Source organism: Desmospora activa DSM 45169, assembly GCF_003046315.1.
Classification (GTDB): domain Bacteria; phylum Bacillota; class Bacilli; order Thermoactinomycetales; family DSM-45169; genus Desmospora; species Desmospora activa.
The window spans coordinates 1,396,772-1,414,017 of the sequence record NZ_PZZP01000001.1; the positions used below are offsets into that span (position 1 = coordinate 1,396,772).

The 17,246-nt window shown below is 44.9% G+C and carries 14 protein-coding genes; 2 read left to right on the top strand and 12 right to left on the bottom strand.

Annotated features, from left to right (window positions below):
- Positions 1-41: 41 nt before the first annotated feature.
- The 11 genes from C8J48_RS06875 to fabF form a co-directional block, all read right to left on the bottom strand.
- A complete protein-coding gene (locus C8J48_RS06875) occupies positions 42-4,058 on the bottom strand; it encodes a non-ribosomal peptide synthetase (protein ID WP_107725573.1) in 4,017 nt (1,338 codons plus the stop codon).
- 256 nt (positions 4,059-4,314) lie between these two features.
- Entirely contained in the window at positions 4,315-5,058 is a 744-nt protein-coding gene (locus C8J48_RS06880) for a DUF4097 family beta strand repeat-containing protein (protein ID WP_107725574.1), read from the bottom strand.
- Positions 5,059-5,318: 260 nt separating this feature from the next.
- Complete coding sequence (locus tag C8J48_RS06885) at positions 5,319-6,551, bottom strand: S8 family peptidase (RefSeq protein ID WP_107725575.1); 1,233 nt, start codon at positions 6,549-6,551, stop codon at positions 5,319-5,321.
- 94 nt (positions 6,552-6,645) lie between these two features.
- Positions 6,646-7,059, bottom strand: coding sequence for a 3-hydroxyacyl-ACP dehydratase FabZ family protein (locus tag C8J48_RS06890; RefSeq protein WP_170105235.1), 414 nt, complete (start codon positions 7,057-7,059; stop codon positions 6,646-6,648).
- A gap of 66 nt (positions 7,060-7,125) precedes the next feature.
- Positions 7,126-7,857, bottom strand: coding sequence for a thioesterase II family protein (locus tag C8J48_RS06895; RefSeq protein ID WP_146160458.1), 732 nt, complete (start codon positions 7,855-7,857; stop codon positions 7,126-7,128).
- Positions 7,829-8,923 carry a low-specificity L-threonine aldolase gene (gene ltaE, locus C8J48_RS06900; RefSeq protein WP_107725578.1) on the bottom strand — a complete coding sequence of 365 codons (1,095 nt, stop codon included), beginning with the start codon at positions 8,921-8,923 and terminating at the stop codon, positions 7,829-7,831. Before ltaE ends, C8J48_RS06895 begins: the two co-directional genes overlap by 29 nt.
- Positions 8,904-10,157, bottom strand: a complete 1,254-nt coding sequence (locus C8J48_RS06905) for an ATP-grasp domain-containing protein (protein WP_107725579.1) — start codon at positions 10,155-10,157, stop codon at positions 8,904-8,906. Before C8J48_RS06905 ends, ltaE begins: the two co-directional genes overlap by 20 nt.
- Positions 10,132-11,181, bottom strand: a complete 1,050-nt coding sequence (locus C8J48_RS06910; protein WP_107725580.1) for a cysteine synthase family protein — start codon at positions 11,179-11,181, stop codon at positions 10,132-10,134. The genes C8J48_RS06905 and C8J48_RS06910 overlap by 26 nt, the downstream gene beginning before the upstream one ends.
- 12 nt (positions 11,182-11,193) lie before the next feature.
- On the bottom strand, positions 11,194-12,105 hold the full coding sequence (locus tag C8J48_RS06915; RefSeq protein ID WP_107725581.1) for a GHMP family kinase ATP-binding protein: 912 nt from the start codon (positions 12,103-12,105) through the stop codon (positions 11,194-11,196).
- Between the two features lie 15 nt (positions 12,106-12,120).
- Complete coding sequence (locus C8J48_RS06920; protein ID WP_107725582.1) at positions 12,121-13,617, bottom strand: argininosuccinate lyase; 1,497 nt, start codon at positions 13,615-13,617, stop codon at positions 12,121-12,123.
- A gap of 157 nt (positions 13,618-13,774) precedes the next feature.
- Positions 13,775-15,034, bottom strand: coding sequence for a beta-ketoacyl-ACP synthase II (gene fabF / locus C8J48_RS06925; RefSeq protein ID WP_425430449.1), 1,260 nt, complete (start codon positions 15,032-15,034; stop codon positions 13,775-13,777).
- A gap of 295 nt (positions 15,035-15,329) precedes the next feature.
- On the opposite strand from fabF, the gene C8J48_RS06930 reads away from it, so the two are divergent.
- Positions 15,330-15,911, top strand: coding sequence for a hypothetical protein (locus tag C8J48_RS06930; RefSeq protein WP_107725584.1), 582 nt, complete (start codon positions 15,330-15,332; stop codon positions 15,909-15,911).
- A 226-nt stretch (positions 15,912-16,137) separates the two neighbouring features.
- Positions 16,138-16,908 carry an enoyl-ACP reductase FabI gene (fabI, locus tag C8J48_RS06935; RefSeq protein WP_107725585.1) on the top strand — a complete coding sequence of 257 codons (771 nt, stop codon included), beginning with the start codon at positions 16,138-16,140 and terminating at the stop codon, positions 16,906-16,908.
- Between the two features lie 86 nt (positions 16,909-16,994).
- Here fabI and C8J48_RS06940 read toward each other — a convergent pair whose 3' ends face one another.
- Entirely contained in the window at positions 16,995-17,237 is a 243-nt protein-coding gene (locus C8J48_RS06940; RefSeq protein ID WP_107725586.1) for an acyl carrier protein, read from the bottom strand.
- Between the last annotated feature and the right edge of the window lie 9 nt (positions 17,238-17,246).

Consider the following 17,246-nt stretch of genomic DNA (forward strand, 5'->3'; position numbering starts at 1 on the left):
GTAAGGATTGCTTCTTATTTCTTAGCAGCTAAATCTGTATTTCAGCTTTTTACTGCCATTTTCACCATCACCTGTCGGATTTTTTCTCCCAAATATTGCACATGTGGAGGGTCAACCAGATTATGATGGTGCCCCTGGATGAAATACTTTCGCACCTGACCGGTGGTTCGCTTGTACCACAGGGCCGGGTCTACCAAGGGAATCGGATCCTGCGGGGATACTTCATTCACCAGGAACAAATGCAAGTCCGCCTGAATTGGTTCCTTGACTGTATAGTCAAGGGTGGCCGTGCGATTAGCTATCATAATACCCAGATACTTTTTAACGGTTGACACATCAGCACTCAAAGGCAAGACCTGACGTTCCTGTGCTTGACGTAGAACTTTCAAAAGTTGTTGCTCTTGATCCAATCCTTCCAGTTCGTTTTTATCCATTCCAAGCCTTTCTGCCCAAGCTACCAATGAATCCCGATTTCGTGTAACAGCGAGGGAGTCTTCCTCTCGACTATCGATGGGATGGGCATCCAACAGCCCCAGAAACTCCACCTTTTCTCCCATCTTTTCAAACCGCCGGGTCATCTCGTAAGCTATCGTCGCTCCAAAAGACCAGCCCAGCAGACGATAAGGTCCCTTGGGTAATTTTTGTCGCAGCTGTTCCACATAAAGGTCCGCCATCTCATGAATGTCGGTTAGGGGAGAATCCTCCGATTCATATCCCATTGCTTGAATACCGTATACCGTTTGATGTTCTCCGAGCGCTTTCGCTAAATGGTAATAACACAAAACACCGCCCCCGCCGGGATGAACCATAACAAAGGGAACTTCAGAACCGTTCCCTTGTTGGATACAAACCAGTAGATTACTGGAAGTAGGAGTCACGTCCCGGATATGATCGCACATCTCTATTACTGTAGATTTTTGGAATAATGTGGAGAGGGGTAATTCCACCCCAAATGTTTCATTAATCGCATCCAACAACTCAACCGCTTTTAAGGAATAGCCGCCTACGTCAAAAAAATTATTGGTTAATCCGATGTTCTTGGTTTGAAGTACATCTTCCCACAGCTTGACCATTTCCAACTCTATCCGATCTCGAGCAACCAAATTCAGCTCCTGGCCCCGAGCTGATTCTGGAGAAGGGAATGCCTTGTAATTGATCTTTTTGCTGCTTTCTTGGACAGGGAAAGCATCCATCCAGACAAAATAGCTCGGTAACATAAAGGCAGGCAGATGCTCTCCCAGATACAATCGAATGTCCGTTGTTGCCACCGGTTCTTTGCTGGGAATCATATACGCCACCAAACTGGATCCACCGGAATCATCTTTTCGGGTTAACACCTTTGCCTTTTTCACAGACTGATGTTGTGTTAAGAGTGCTTCTATTTCCTGAAGTTCAATACGAACTCCCCGTATTTTGACTTGGTGATCGATCCGTTCTAGGAATTCCAAACTTCCATCCTCCCGGTAACGAACCCAGTCTCCGGTCTTATACAGGCGGGCGCCGGGTTGTTGTGAAAATAAATGGGGAATAAATGCTTTTTTTGTCAAGTCCGGTCGATTGATATAGCCTTCGGCTAGTGTCCGCCCCCCGATATATAATTCACCTGGCACTCCCGTAGGAACCGGCTGCTGATTCTTATCCAGCACGTAAACATCCGCAAAAGGAGCCGGATATCCAATCGGAACTCGGCCATCGATCTTCTCCGGGTTACAATTCCACGATGTCATATAGATACAACATTCTGTAGGGCCGTATACATTTATCAATTTAGCATTCATCTTGGAGAAAAACTTTTGCACCAGTTTCGGGGGCAAAGCTTCTCCTCCGCAAAAAACTTCCTTCAGACTGTTGCATTCAGAAAATCCAGGGAAATCCAGCAGCCGATCCAGAATGGCCGGAACTGTAAACAGGCGGAAGATACCTTCTTTTTTGATCATCTCCACCTGCTTTTCTGGACGCATCTCTACCTCTGGTGGTCCTAATACCACCCGGGCACCGTAAAGAAGTGGATTGCACATTTCCTTCAGACAGGGGTCAAAGCTGACCGAGTTTTTCAATAATACTCCGTCTCCCACTCCCAATGGATGTTCTTGAAGGGACCATTCCATATGGTACATGAGGGCTCGATGAGCCATACTGACCCCTTTGGGTCTTCCTGTAGAGCCGGAAGTAAAGAACACATAGGCCAAGTGATCCAAACTCCAGTCCCGGCTTAATGTCCCGTTTTCCGGCGCTTCCTGTGTAACGGCATTCCATTCCTCATCAATATAGAGAAACGGAACCTTTATTCGGGAAGAAAGGGGCCCGCTAACCTGTCGGGTGGTCACCAACAGTGCCATCTCAGATTCTGCCGCGATCATGGCAATCCGTTCTTTCGGGTAGGATAGATCCAGCGGGAGATAGGTGCCACCCGCCTTCCAAATTGCGAACAGACTGATGATGGATTCCCAGGATCGTTCCAGATAAACACCTACCAACTCGCCGGGAGCAATCCCTTTTTTCTTCAAATAACGAGCAAGCTGGTTCACCCGTTGATTCAATTCACGGTAGGTAAGACTTCCTTGTTCACCGGTTATCGCAACCGCTTCCGGTAACCGTTCCGCCTGTTCCTGCAGGAGCTGCTGTGGCAATCGAAGATCCGGATACTGAAAATTGGCCTTATGCTGCTCTTTCATCAGCAACTGCTGCTCTTTCTCGGTTAAGATGGGCAATTTCGAAATGGAACGATCCGGATCATTTGCGGCATTTTTCAGTATTAATATGAAATGCTCAATCATGTTTAGGATACTTTCCCGACGGAACAAACCGGTATTGTAATCTACCTCTCCTACAATGGAATCCCCATTCTTATTAAAACGCATTCCCATATCGAATTTGGATTTTCCGTTATCGACTTCTAGGGACTCCATCTCGATCCCGGGGGCTAGTTTCTCTTGTTGGTCGGATTCATCTCCATAAACAAACATCACTTGAAAAAAGGGCGTATGATTGACTGTCCGCTCCGGTTTCAGGTGCTCTACCAGTTTACCGAATGGAATATCATGTTGAGCAGCATCGAGGAACTCCTTTTTAACCTCTTGAATCAATTGACGAAAACCAAACACTCCCGAGACATCTGTCCGGATCACCAACTGATTGACAAAATACCCGATCATTTTTTCCAGCTCACTACGGCTGCGATTCGTCACAGCAACACCTGTAACCAGATCGGTTTGGCCCGTATAACGATGAAGAAACGCCTTAAACCCGGCCAAAAGAACCATAAACAGAGAAGCTCCCTCTTTTTCCCCTATTTCTTTCAATTTATCGGCAACAAACTTAGGAAGTGTAAATGTTTCAATCGCTCCTGAGAAGCTTTGCTTCACCGAACGGGGATAATCGGGCGGTAATTCCAGACGAGGAGGATTCGGCTTCAACTTCTCTTCCCAATAGGAAAGACGGTGTTGAAATTCCTTTGTTTCCATCTCTTCCTTTTGCCAATGGGCAAAGTCTGCATACTGAAGAGTCAATTCCGGAAGCGGAGAGGTTTCTCCCCGGGAGTTGGCCTGGTACAATTCCGCCAACTCGCTCATGAAAACCCCCACCGACCAGCCGTCAAATACAATATGATGAACATTAAATATCAATAGGTGATCATGATCCTCCAGCCGAATCAGTTTGACTCGAAACAACGGCCCCTCCGTAAGGTTAAAGGGGCGGGCGCCCTCTTCTTTCGCCTCTTGCATCCCGCGGTTGAATCGATCCCGAAGAAGCACGGATGTCAAATCGACTATCGGCATGGATACGGTAAAAGGCGGCCACACCACTTGCATCGGCTTTCCGTTCTGCTTGGTGAACGTGGTACGTAGCGTTTCATGGCGCCGAATCAGTTCATTCAAGCACTCCCACAACACTCCAGAATCCAACGATCCGGTCACCCGATAACCGAACACCAGGTTATAAACAGGATTATTCGGCTCCAGTTGGTCAAAAAACCACAGCTGTTCCTGTCCATATGAAGCAGGTAACACATAAACATCTTTTTGAACATCCCCGTCTCCTGCTGATAAGTTGTTCATATAATACCCCCTAGAGTGAAAATATACGGTTAGCTAACCCCCAGCATTCGACATAAATGCCTTCTCTTCTCTCACGATTATAAAAAATGAATCAAAAAAAGTATTAAGTATTTTACGCAAAAATTTTCTGAACGGATAGACAGGCTCTCACTCATCACACTTAAGATACAGTCCGTCGAAATAAAAGAGGGAACCTGAGGTTCCCTTCGATCCGATCAACACTATATACTTTGTTGACCCAGTAATTCTGTTATTTTTATGGTGCAACTGAGATGCCGCCTGAAGTTGTATCTAGTTGAACTTGATGGGTACCGTCACCGATGGTGCCCGATTCTTCATTGCCGCTTACAGGAAAATCAATACTTTTGGAGCCGGATTTTGTGGCGATTCGTAGTGTCAGATCCGGACTTTCATCATTCAGATTTAGGTCGATATTTCCGCTAGTACTCGATAGATTCATATGGGTGGAAAATTTTCCAAACGCGATAGATATACCTCCACTGGTAGTGCTGCCATTAATCCGTTTTGCAGTAATCCCCTCTCCGTTCACATTACTAGCCGAAGCGGAGAATTGGAGTTGATTCAGGTTAAGATTTCGCAACTCAATATTTCCCGAGGATCCTTCGAGATTCAAGTCTTGATTGTAGTCTTTCGGAACCTTGACCGTCACTTTGGGGGGATCAGTTAAATAACCGCCGATTTTCATAATTCCTATTCGAAGCCCCTCCCATTCTGTTGAGATATCGACGTGATCTCCTCTCTGATTCATGGAAAGCCTCGGTCCTCGTTCAAAGGTATCTAACACCACTTCCAATTGGTTCGAGGAACCATCCTCAACAACGACATCCACACTTCCATAATTCACTGAAATACTGTTAACATCACCTGCATCCAATGAATCCTCTTCGGTCATCGGATCCCCTTTGACGAGGGCACACCCCGATATCATTACCGTCATTACAAAAAGAAAAAATACAGGAAAAATAATCTTTTTACCCATTGCGTTCACCCCTATAATCTTCTGATATCTGTTGGAGTCAACGGGTGGCCCCAATAAAAATATTGTCCACCTGTCCCCTTTGTAATATATACTCGTTATCTATATACTGAGTATATGCATGGCCCCTTCAAAAAGCAACCTGATCTTTGTTCAAACAAAAAAAGAGCAAAACGCCATGTGTTTTGCTCTTTAAAACCAGATTTAACTAATTGCTCCATGTGCTACGGTAGTTCTGATGAAACTCCAGTCTATCAATCTTTTTATTGAGCGTATCGGACCGCACGCTCCGCATTAAGCCTTCCGGAAGTCCATAGGGTGCCTGTCCCGGGAATTTTGTCGGCCGTCTCCATAATGATGTGCCGAATTTCTTCGTTGTTATATCCTTCTGAAGCGAGCAATGCCGCCACTCCTGCAACATGGGGAACAGACATCGATGTACCGCTCACCTCATAGTATTGGCTACCGATAATTGTCGAGATGATATCTGTACCTGGCGCTGCAATGTCGACCCATTCCCCAAAGTTGGAACTCTCCGCTTTTTCATCGTTTGAATCAGTGTTTGCTACTGAAATAGCAGGTTTGTAAGCAGCAGGGTAACGCGGTTTGGAAGTAGGATTGTTCCCAGCTGAGCCTATAACCACCGCTCCCTTCTCCCAAGCATACAAGACGGCAGCTTCCAGCGTTGGACTATGCTCATTGATACCAAAGCTACAGGTGATGACATCGGCCCCCTGATCGGCAGCATGGATGATACCCTGAGCGAAGTAAGAAGTGTATCCGCTATCTGTCTCGTTCTTAAAGATGCGAACGGACAGGATTTTGGAGTGAGGGGCAATACCCGCAATGCCGATCCCGTTGTTGGTGGTAGCCGCCGCAATCCCTGCAATATGGGTTCCATGTCCATATTCGTCCTGAGGATCCCAATCATTCTCCACAAAGTCGTAGCCTTTAATCACTCTTCCTTCCAGGTCGGGATGATCATCCTGAACACCAGAATCGACAACGGCTATCGTGACATCCGAAGATCCCATTGTAAGATCCCAGGCCTCTGGAGCCTTAATTTTTTGTAGCCCCCATTGGTAAGTGGAGAAAAGGGGATCATTTGGTAAAAACGCTTTTACTTTTTGCCGATTCCATTGAGGAGTGGACAGATCATTCGTTACAATATCAACATTTCCAGGACGATCCAACTCCACATATTCGACATCAGGATGTTTGCGATACTGTTCTACAGCCAAAGAAGAAGATTCTCCCTCTGGTATTTCAACAACCAGGAAATCTAGTTGATGACTCTCAAGAATGATCTGGTCTCCGCGTTTACGAACCAGAGATTGACGGACGTTTTCACTGGTTTTCGTTTTATATTTCACGATCAGACGCTTTTCAATCGATTCCGACGTAGCTGATTCCACAGTTGTCGGAGACCACAATGAGATCGACAATGAAGTGATCAACAGAAACACTAAAAATAAAGCCCATAATTCCCTTTTCATGTATAATAACACCTCTCAAAAACCCGACAATGTTAAATTTATAATTTCAATATATTTCATTAGTTATAGAATCACCCGCAAATCACTTCATTCCTTATCCTGCATTTGCGCTCAGATAAATCGACATTTCTTCCACTTGAACAATGCTTTTTCCTTCTACGCGTGCCTCACCATATCCAATCATAAATGTCCGTTTCTTCTTGATTATTTCAAAAAATAAATCCAAGCGATCCCCTGGATAAGCGTGGTTCTCAAAACGAACCCCTTTAAATGAAGCAAGAAATCCCAGACCATTTTGAGGATCATCAAGACATACACTAAGTTGAGCGATGGATTCCACTACCAACATAAAAGGCATGGCAGGTTTTTCACTTTTCTGATCAAAGAACCATTCAGACCAGCTTAAGTTCTTATATCCTTTCACCCAATAACCGGATTGGTACTCACAGATCTGATCCACCAGTAAAAAAGGCGGACGGTAAGGAAGCACTTCTAATATTTCATTCAACAACCCTCTCTCCTTTTTAATCCTTTCAAGGTTTCTTCCAAAATCGACAACAGTTCCAAGCGGTGGTCATATAAGTAGAAATGCCCCCCCCGTAAACATCTGCAGCTTAAACGCTTCCCCGGAATGCTTCTCCCATGCGCTCAGATTTTCCATCGGGATCTCCTGATCGTCCATCCCTCCGAAAACTGTAATTCCACAGGGCAAAGGAGTCCCTTCTTGGTATTGGTATGTCTGAAACAACCGAAAATCAGAGCGTATCAACGGGAGAACCATGTCGACAAGCTCCCGATGACGCCAGACCTCTTCTGGTATTCCTCCCAGCTTTTTCACGTGATCAATAAAGTCATCATCAGACAAACGATATTGATCCATGTCTTTGGGGAGAAGAAGATGAGGGGCCGGAAAAGCGGACAAAAAGAGATGCACTGGCGCAGGAGCCCCTACATTCATCAGATATCTGGCCAGTTCAAAAGCAACTAAAGCCCCCATACTGTGACCAAAAAAAACATAGGGTTGATGAAGGTAAGATAACATGGCCGGACCTAATTTATTTACCAGCTCTTGTATAGAAGTTACGGGAGGTTCCGCCGTTCGCTCTTCCCGACCGGGCAACATTATTGAATAGAGACCCACCCGTAAAGAGAGATGTTCTTTCCAGGAGTAGTAAGCCCAACTTCCTCCGCCCGCATATGGAAAACAGAATAGGTGATATGACGGATTAAGAGGATGGTTGAGTTTTTTTATCCAATTACCGGTATGAATCTTCATATCAGCGCGCAATTGGTTTGTCGCCTCCAACTACTAAATCGCCTTCCATTAAAGTAGGTCCTTCCGCCAATACTTCTTTCACCGCGGTCAAGGCTTCATCGACTTCGGTGAAGGTCACATCATGGTGAAACACCGCTCGGAGCCGCCCAAAGCCCATCTCACTTACCAGTAATCCCTTCTGTTGTAACATGTGCTGGAATGTTCTCCAGGTAAAGCGGGGATCTAGAATTTCAAACAAAACGATATTGGTCTGTACTGTCTCCAGGTTCACCTTAATGCCGGGAAGTCGGGATAAAGATTCTGCAAAACCTCGTGCTTTTTGATGATCCTCTTGCAAGCGAAATATCATGTTTTGCAGGGAATATATCCCCGCTGCAGCCACCACTCCTGCTTGGCGCATCCCACCCCCCAACATTTTCCTCCAACGACGAACCTTCTCAATAAATTCCCCACTTCCTACAACCATCGACCCGATCGGACTACACAAACCCTTGGATAGACAGAATTGAATCGAATCGGCATAACGGGTAATATCATCGACCGGTATTCCCATAGAAACCGATGCGTGAAACAGTCTGGCTCCATCCATATGGATAGGTATTTTCTTTTTCCTTGCAAACATCTGTATCTCATCCAGATACTCAAGAGAAAGAACAACCCCCCCACAACGGTTATGGGTGTTCTCCAAGCAAATCAGAGCAGGCAACGCAAACTGAGGATCATCCATATCTTCGGGAAATGCATGCTCCAAATCATTTAGTAACAAGCGCCCGTCAGATTGAGTGGGGATCGGTTCATACACCACACCTCCACAAACGGAAGCTCCACCAGCTTCGTAAATATAAATATCCGATTCATTTCCAACAAGCACTTTTGCCCCCCTGGGGCAGTGAGTCAAAATGGATGTCAAATTGGCCATGGTACCGCTTGGCATGAAGCATGCAGCTTCTTTCTTCAATAAGTCTGCCGAAAGAGCCTCCAATCGGTTGACGGTAGGATCTTCCCCGTAGACATCATCACCCAGTTTGGCTCGAAACATCGCTTCCTTCATCTCTGGAGTTGGCTGTGTAAATGTGTCACTGCGCAGGTCGATCATCCCACTCCCCTCCATTCCAATACTCTATTTTTAACCGGGCTTCCGCTTCCTTCATGACTTTAGAAACCCCACCATAATCCTCTCCATAAGCGATAAAAAACCCAAGACGATGATATGAATTTTCCGGAGGCTGAATCCGTTTGAAAAAATCGGATGTCATCTCCACACAATGAACTCCTTTCATTTGACGCACAATCTCTATGCCATTTATCCCAGACAAAACGCCTTCGCGTTCGGCCATCAGAAACTTTACCCCTGCACAACCTTTTTTCGACCAAGTTACTCTCGGTGATTGCCCAACCGCAATCCGTATTTGTTCCTGCAATAAATCGATTCCGGTTGCCAATTGAATCGCCTGGGGAATCATGCCGCCGGCCAAGCGAGCATTCATTTCAATCACTTGACATCCATTTTTGGTCCACTTCACTTCGGTATGACTTGGACCGTTATCAAACCCTACTGCTTTAAGCGCTGTTCTTACCACTTTCTCCAATTCCTCTTTCTTCGCTTTGTTTAGAGGAGCCGGAAACATATGTCTAGATTCGATGAAATAAGGAATTCCAACTGTTTTTTTCTCCGTGATGCCAATACATACGCTTTCCCCTTTATAAGTCAACATTTCGACACTATACTCTTGCCCCTCTATATACTCTTCGATCAGAACCGTCTGAACTGTGGGTTGTCCACGTATATTGTGGGTGATCTCCAGCAATCGGGCTGCTTGATTTTTCACTTCGTCTTGATTCCGACACATGAACACACCGTTGGAACCACTATCATCCGCTGGCTTGACGATGCACGGAAAGTCCACTGGCAACACTTCTGGCCAATTTCCGCTTTGAATAATCATATATTTCGGTTGTGGAACATCAGCTTGCTGAAGCACCCTTCTCGTCTCCGCTTTATTACGACAGATCCGAACCGTTTCCGGAGTATTCCCCGGAAATCCCCACCTTTGGGCTAGGGCAGCCACTGTTTCCAGGTAAAAATCTGAAGTTGTAGTAATTCCGGATATTTCTTGTGGATTCAGTCGCTTTTCTATCGCTTTTATCAAACTTTCCAATCGATTGGTGTCACACGTTAAAACCTCGGCGGAAGTTTCTCCTAGTCCCCGATAGCGGGAAGGATCTCCAGTTGTGAATATAGGTGAAAACCCCATTTTCCTTGCCTGATGAAGAGCCTGCATTCCCGAGCCTGTCGTATTTGATTCAATAAATAGCAGTATATTTCCCATGATTGGCTCCTTGATTTAGTCGGGAGTATGACCAACAGTCTACCACCGTACCGTAAGGCACCTCTTGGGGAACGAGATGTTCTGGTAATGTAACATTATTTTGCAACCGATAAGAATCATCATAAATAGTCTGACAGTAACGATCACCGCGATCAGGGAAAATAGCTACGATATTGGTTTCAGGCGGGACTTGTCGACTGATCCATCGGGCCACCGCGTATACGGAACCCGAGCTGTTACCGGCAAAAACTTTTTCTACTCGGGCAAGTTCGACAGTCGCACTAAAGGCTTCTCGATCGTTTAACCAATGAACTTCATCGATAATCGAGTGGTCTACATTGGGAGGATGAAGGCTGTTTCCTAGTCCCCCTTGCAATCGCTTTGGTTTGTCTGGTTGGCCAAACAGTACACTTCCCACTGCATCAACCGCAACCACTTTAGGAGAATAACCCCTCTCTTTTAAAGCACGGGCTGTACCGCAGAGTGATCCACCGCTTCCCACAGACCCTACCAAGATATCGATGTCTTTTAAATCCTGCTGTAGCTCTTCCGCTAACATTCTGTATGATTTGGGGTTTTCGGGATTTTCGTACTGACGTAACCAGTAGGCATTGGGATACTGGTTTAGTAATTCCTTCAGCTTTTCCAAGCGAGCGCTCTGCCATCCGTGTTGCGACATTTCCTTAACAATGTGGATACATGCCCCCATAGACTGTAACTTACTTAAAGTGATGAGATCGATGCGCGGATCCGTTACAATGTGAACCTCATGGCCCAAAAAACCGCCCACCATCGCAACCCCCAGAGCCAATGTTCCGGATGAACTTTCAATGACTGGAGCTCCTTCTTTTAAACGCCCCGTTCGCTTAGCTTCCAAGATTGCTTGTTTGGCTACACGATCTTTCATGGCAAATGGATTGAGCAACTCCATCTTGGCGAAAACATTTCCAGGTGAACAACTTTCTTTTTTTAAACGCACTAAAGGGGTATTTCCAATACTTTGTATCAAGTTTTGATATAGCATATAGGTCCCCTTCTATTCAAAAGTAAGTGAGTGGAACAGCGTCACATTATCCGATAGTTGACCCATCAATTTTTGAGCCTGTTCCAACTGCAACGGATATGGTTGTCGACGGGGGTCCAATAAAATTCCCAAATACGTTCCACTGTGGGCAACAGCCACACCGATTCCTCCTACTTCTTCAGATATGCAAATGATTGAGTCCAACAATCGTTTTGGCCGAATCTTCTGATTCAGCTGGGCACTTCGAGTGGACACTTCTCCAATGGACTTTACGTCTTGTTCGGCTATTGCCTTCACAATCTTTTGATGAAGAAAATGGTACTCCTTTTTTTCTATTTGAGTGAAAGGCTTGGGAGTATTATTGAATTGAACCGTATCGATCTTTCCACCTTCATCGATCCCCACCACTGTTAGTGGGGGGAGCGTTCCTAAAAACCGACACAGCTCCACCTTGCGGTGGAAAAAGGAAACAACCCCTTTATACATGACACCATCCGTCGGTTCGATCGTTCTCATCAAAGAAAGTAGGTAATCTGTAGACATTTTTAAATTCAAACAATTTTCAATCGAACGAGCAGCAGCCACTAAGTCCGCAGAGGAGCTGGCTAACCCTTTTCCTTCTGGCATTTCACTAAATATCTCCAACCTGCCTACAGGAGGATACCCATGGTCCATTAGTATTTGAGATATGAGTTGAAAGGATTTTTTTTTATGGGAAGGGTTTACTTGTAATGAATCCATCTCCGAGTCAAAATAGAAGGTGGCATAAGAATGCGTTTGAATTGGAAACGTAACCAAGAAATCCAGGCCATTTTCGCCATCAACCCCTTGCAATAATTCCCCAAATGTGCCAAACGCTTTCCCCTTCCCTGTAGCCGGAATCACCCCTCGATTTTTATAAGAGCGGGATTGCGCCAACCTCACCGACCCTTCACCTCCTTAATCTTTTAAAATATTATCCAGCGTCCTCTTCGCTTTCTGCTGCTCGATTTGGTACTGCGACCAATCATTTTCTAATTGAACGAATACTTGTTGAAATCGATTCACCATCTCTCGTACTTGCTCAGGGTGAGTCGATCCCAATGATCGTTTTCGTAGAAGATTTTGATCCACATCAAAATAGCTTTGAACCCAATCATCGGAAATAGACACTTTATAACCATACTCCATACACACTTCGCCGACATCTTTGGCTTTCATGTCTGCGGGAATAAGCCCTTTATTAATAGAAGAAACAATCACTTTTCCTACGATCACCTGAGCTGTGCGGTATGGAATTCCTGCTTCTAATGTCAAGGCATTTGCTAATGAAAAACCTCCCAGAAATTCCTTCTCGCAGGCTTGACGCATTCTCTTTTCTTGAAAGCGTAGATGACTCATAAACACGGTTAACAGCCGAAGAAGTGATTTCATCGTCTGGAAAAGCGAAGGTATTGGTGCCCCTGCTTCTTTCGATACTTCTACCAGGTTACTGTATGGCGTATTTCGTTGAGCCACGATCATTCCCATATGGATCGAGATCAAGTGGGATGTCCTTCCCCGAATCCGTTCCAAGATGGGGAAGTTTTTCTTTTGCGGCATCGAAGACGAAATCCCACTTAATTCGTCTGGTAAATCGATAAACCCGTATTCATTACTTCCCCACTGAGTAAAGTCTGTTAAAAAGCGACTCAAGGAGGTAGCAAAGATTGATATCTCCCCGGAAATACGCAAAATCCATTCCCTTGATGCAACACCGCTTAGAGCGTTGTGGACTGGGTATGAAAATCCGAGATACTCAGCAAGTCGATCCCGATCCCACGCCAGTTCCTGCCCCGCCATCGCCCCACTTCCCAATGGACAGCCATTTCCCTCGTTGTAGACCGATAACAATCGACGAGACGTTTGAATCAAAAACTCCAAAAAAGCGGTTAGATAAAAAGCTGGGCTGATCACCTGTGCCGCTTGATGATGTGTATACCCCGGCATCACCGTATCCACATGTTTTTCCGTCAAATGGAGAGTAACCCGAACCAACTCGGACAACTGTGCGGCAATATCAAATAGAGAATCTCTGATATGCATCATCTGAGCAGTCGCTTGATAGTCGTTGCGACTCCGGTCTACATGCCATGCTATAACAGGTTGGGGTAGATTGGCGGTGATCATTCCTTCAATCGTAAAGGCCATGTCTGATAAATGAGCTTCCGCTTGTTTTAACACCTCATCTGGATGTAACTGATCAATTGCGGAGTGAATATCGACAACTTCATTACGATTGATCAACCCTAATCGTTGGTGCTCGACTAGAAGTGCTTTTTCAATCCAAAGATAATAGGGAAGAAGATGACGAGCCTCATACCGGAGTTGAGGGTTCAACACTTCTTCCCTCCAGGCATTATGGGGGCTTTCCTTGATACGACCTGTCAAGCCTTTAAAATCAACACCAGAATCCAATTCCACATCCCTCCTTTGGAAGAGTATAGGAGTTCCAATAAACCTGCTTGTCCGACAGTGGAGGTAAAGGGGGCATGGTTTTAGCCGCTAGAATTGAACGGCGTGTTTGTCAGCGTCTCATGGCTGTCTGCTCCCCTTCTAAGATTGTAAGATTCCGCTACAGGAGGTTAGATGAAGATTCATTCCACCGACGAACAACCAGTACCGCATTGTGCCCACCAAATCCAAAAGAGTTGCTGATCGCGTATTCAATGTCGCAGGATTGTGCCTGATGTGGAACATAGTTTAGATCCAACTCATCATCGGGATGGTCACAATTGATGGTAGGAGGAACCTTTTTTTCCAGTATGGAATATACCGTGGCAATCAACTCTACGGCACCAGCTCCCCCCATCAAATGTCCGATCATCGACTTGTTGGAACTGACTAGAATCCGCCCCGCATCTTCTCCAAAAACCGTTTTAATCGCTTTAGTCTCCATCTGGTCGTTAAACGGGGTACTTGTGCCATGCGCATTAATATAATTTACATCACGAGGCTGAATCTTTGCCTCTTCCAGAGCTAAACGAATAGCCCTCACAGCGCCAGATCCAGACGGATCCGGTGCTGTGATATGGTATGCGTCCGTTGTAGCACCGTACCCGACCAATTCCGCTAGAATCTTTGCTCCCCGCCCGATGGCGTGCTCTGCTTCTTCCAATACCAATACTCCGCCTCCGGCTCCAATGACAAATCCGTCCCGATCACGGTCAAACGGACGACTCGCCTTTTCTGGTTCCTCGTTTCGTCGGGACAAGGCTTTTACATTCGAATAGGCGGCTAAATCCAAAGGGGTAATCGCATCGGCTGTTCCTCCAGCCAACATAACATCGGCTCGACCACTTTGAATGAGTCTCATCGCTTCCCCCACAGAGCTGGTTCCTGTAGCACAAGCGGTAACGATTGCCCCCGACTGTCCCTTGGCTCCAATGAGAATGGAAATTTCACCGGATGGAATATTGACCAGTGTAGCGGAAGAAAAGTATGGACTTACACGCTTTGGGCCATTTTCAAGTAAATTTTTCACATTTTCTTGTATGTAATTGAATCCGCCATTGCAGGAACTGACAAAAACCCCTACTCTGGGCGACAACTGTTTGCTAATCTCAAGTTTTGCTTGATCGATAGCCTGTAAAGCCGCTGCAACCGCATATTGCGTAAAATAATCCATGCGTCGCACATTTTTTTTGGATATGTACGCTAATGGATCAAACCCACGAACTTCACCCGCTATTTTGACAGAAAAATCCTCTGTATCAAAGCGTGTAATCGGGCCAATACCGCTTTTACCGGAAATGAGATTGTTCCAATAATCAATCGTGTTAACACCGATGGGACTGATCAGTCCACAACCGGTAATAACCACTCTTCTATTCAATGTCATTCCACCTTTTGGGAATAAGGTACCAATGATTCGTTCTCAATTTTACAAGGATCATCCCCTCTGGGTCATCCGTATATCCCGCAACAATAGGGCTTCCGACCAATAGATCTCGCGTATTTGGATTGAATATTTCAATATTTTTCCGAATGGCGAAAAGGGTTGCAAAATGAAGAACCTGATTATATACTCAGTACGTATGTATTGAGTAGACTTCCCTTGCATCATTTTTTTCAAAAGTCAGTGTAGGGGCACTGGGCAAAAATACACGAAGATAAAGGAAGGGAAACGCATGTCTCTTCTGGCAGAATACAAATGGTACATCCTGATTGCTGCCGAAGTTTTATTCTGGGTTTTCAGTATATCCTTTGTGATTGTAAGGTACTGGTTTCAGCTTCATCGTCTAAGCTTGATTTTCTTGATTCTCTTTATCGTCAATGACCTTTTCATCTTATCTCTTGCCATATTGGATTACATGCAAACCGGTGAGTTCTCCAATTATCAACTGATCATCGCCATAATTCTGATCTACGCTCTTACGTACGGAAAAAAAGATTTTAAGAAGTTGGACGCATACCTGAAGGAAAAGGTGGAAAAGTGGAAAAATCCTTCTCGCCATACCCATAAAGGAGAAGAAAAGTCCGCCGACGGAGGTTCAGATTGGGAACATGCTCGTAGAGAGAGAAATGGTTGGTTCAAACACCTACTCATTTATGCCATTGCCCATGGAATCTACTTTCTTATGATGACATTTCAATGGGAAGCAATCTCTTTTGAAACGCTTTCCAACATTTCGTCCATATGGACCATCATATTGGTGGTTGACGGTGTTTACTCCCTCTCTTTTACGATCTTCCCTCGTAAAAGGAAATAGGAACAAAGAATTAAAGTCGATTTTCTCCGACTTCAAGGAAGGCTGATCATATTTTTTTACTAGCGGTTTCCGGCTTTTGTCCAATACCGTGACAAACGGTTAGGAAACCGCTTTTTTTATTTTAGGGCATTCATTTTATATAAAATATTTGTGGAATATGCTAGTCAACGATATATACCCAGCTGATTATAATATACCTATCTACAACTTTGAGGGAGGAATGCCAATGAAGAACTTAATGTCAGGAAAAAATGTAGTGGTTATGGGGGTTGCAAATGATAGAAGTCTAGCTTGGGGTGTCGCAAGATCACTTCATGCAGCAGGTGCAAATCTAATATTTACATATCGAAAAGAACGGTCTTACCGAAAGATTTCCGCTTTACTTTCTCAGTTTGATATTCCCCCCCTTCATGTGTTCTCATGTGATGCTTCCGACGATGACAGTATTAAAAACGCTTTTATTGAGATAAAACAAAAAGCGGGAAGCATTCAAGGACTTGTTCACTCCATCGCATATGCTGAAAAGGAGGATTTAAAGGGGGAGTATATAGATACTTCGCGGGAAGGATATCTTTTAGCCCAGAACATCAGCTCTTATTCACTTATTGCTGTTGCCAGGGAAGCGCAAAAAATTATGACCGATGGCGGGAGTATCGTTACTCAAACCTATATCGGGGCTGAGCGTTTTGTGGAAAACTATCATGTAATGGGTGCTGCAAAAGCGGCTTTAGAAGCTAATGTAAAGTATTTGGCAGAGAATCTTGGCAAATATCATATTCGGGTCAATGCTGTCTCATCTGGACCGATTCGTACCCTTTCAGCAAAAGGCACTTCCGGTATGAATGATCTATTGCGTACCATAGCAGAAAAAGCTCCATTAAGGCGAAACGTAGATCAAAGCGAAGTCGGTGACGCAACGTTATTCTTGCTAAGTCCATTGTCCAGAGGAATAACCGGTGAAGTGCTTCACGTCGACGCAGGATATCATATAAGATGAAAAGCTTCCTCATTTAAAAAACCCTTTCATATGAACGATCGTTTTCCGTTCATATGAAAGGGTTTTAAAGTACCCTAAAATCCAGTCTAACTCTGTTCCTCTACAAACTGAGTAATCGATTGGATACTTTTAAACGTATCGGTTCGAACCGATCCGAGTTGAAGATTATACTCGTCTTTTAAAACAGAAATAAAACGAAGCACATCCATCGAATCCAAGCTAAACGAGGACTCCGGTCCAAACAACACTTGATTGGATTCGATTTCCTCCGGTTTAATATCCATTTCGTACGTTTGCACAAACAACTCTTTCATTCTTTGTTCATTCATCTTTATAGC

What these genes read in the sequence shown, in the direction of transcription:
- C8J48_RS06875 (WP_107725573.1), bottom strand. Translation starts at nt 4,058, where the DNA reads ATGAACAACTTATCAGCAGGAGACGGGGATGTTCAAAAAGATGTTTAT.
- C8J48_RS06880 (WP_107725574.1), bottom strand. Translation starts at nt 5,058, where the DNA reads ATGGGTAAAAAGATTATTTTTCCTGTATTTTTTCTTTTTGTAATGACG.
- C8J48_RS06885 (WP_107725575.1), bottom strand. Translation starts at nt 6,551, where the DNA reads ATGAAAAGGGAATTATGGGCTTTATTTTTAGTGTTTCTGTTGATCACT.
- ltaE (WP_107725578.1), bottom strand. Translation starts at nt 8,923, where the DNA reads ATGATCGACCTGCGCAGTGACACATTTACACAGCCAACTCCAGAGATG.
- C8J48_RS06905 (WP_107725579.1), bottom strand. Translation starts at nt 10,157, where the DNA reads ATGGGAAATATACTGCTATTTATTGAATCAAATACGACAGGCTCGGGA.
- C8J48_RS06910 (WP_107725580.1), bottom strand. Translation starts at nt 11,181, where the DNA reads ATGCTATATCAAAACTTGATACAAAGTATTGGAAATACCCCTTTAGTG.
- C8J48_RS06930 (WP_107725584.1), top strand. Translation starts at nt 15,330, where the DNA reads ATGTCTCTTCTGGCAGAATACAAATGGTACATCCTGATTGCTGCCGAA.
- fabI (WP_107725585.1), top strand. Translation starts at nt 16,138, where the DNA reads ATGAAGAACTTAATGTCAGGAAAAAATGTAGTGGTTATGGGGGTTGCA.
- C8J48_RS06940 (WP_107725586.1), bottom strand. Translation starts at nt 17,237, where the DNA reads ATGAATGAACAAAGAATGAAAGAGTTGTTTGTGCAAACGTACGAAATG.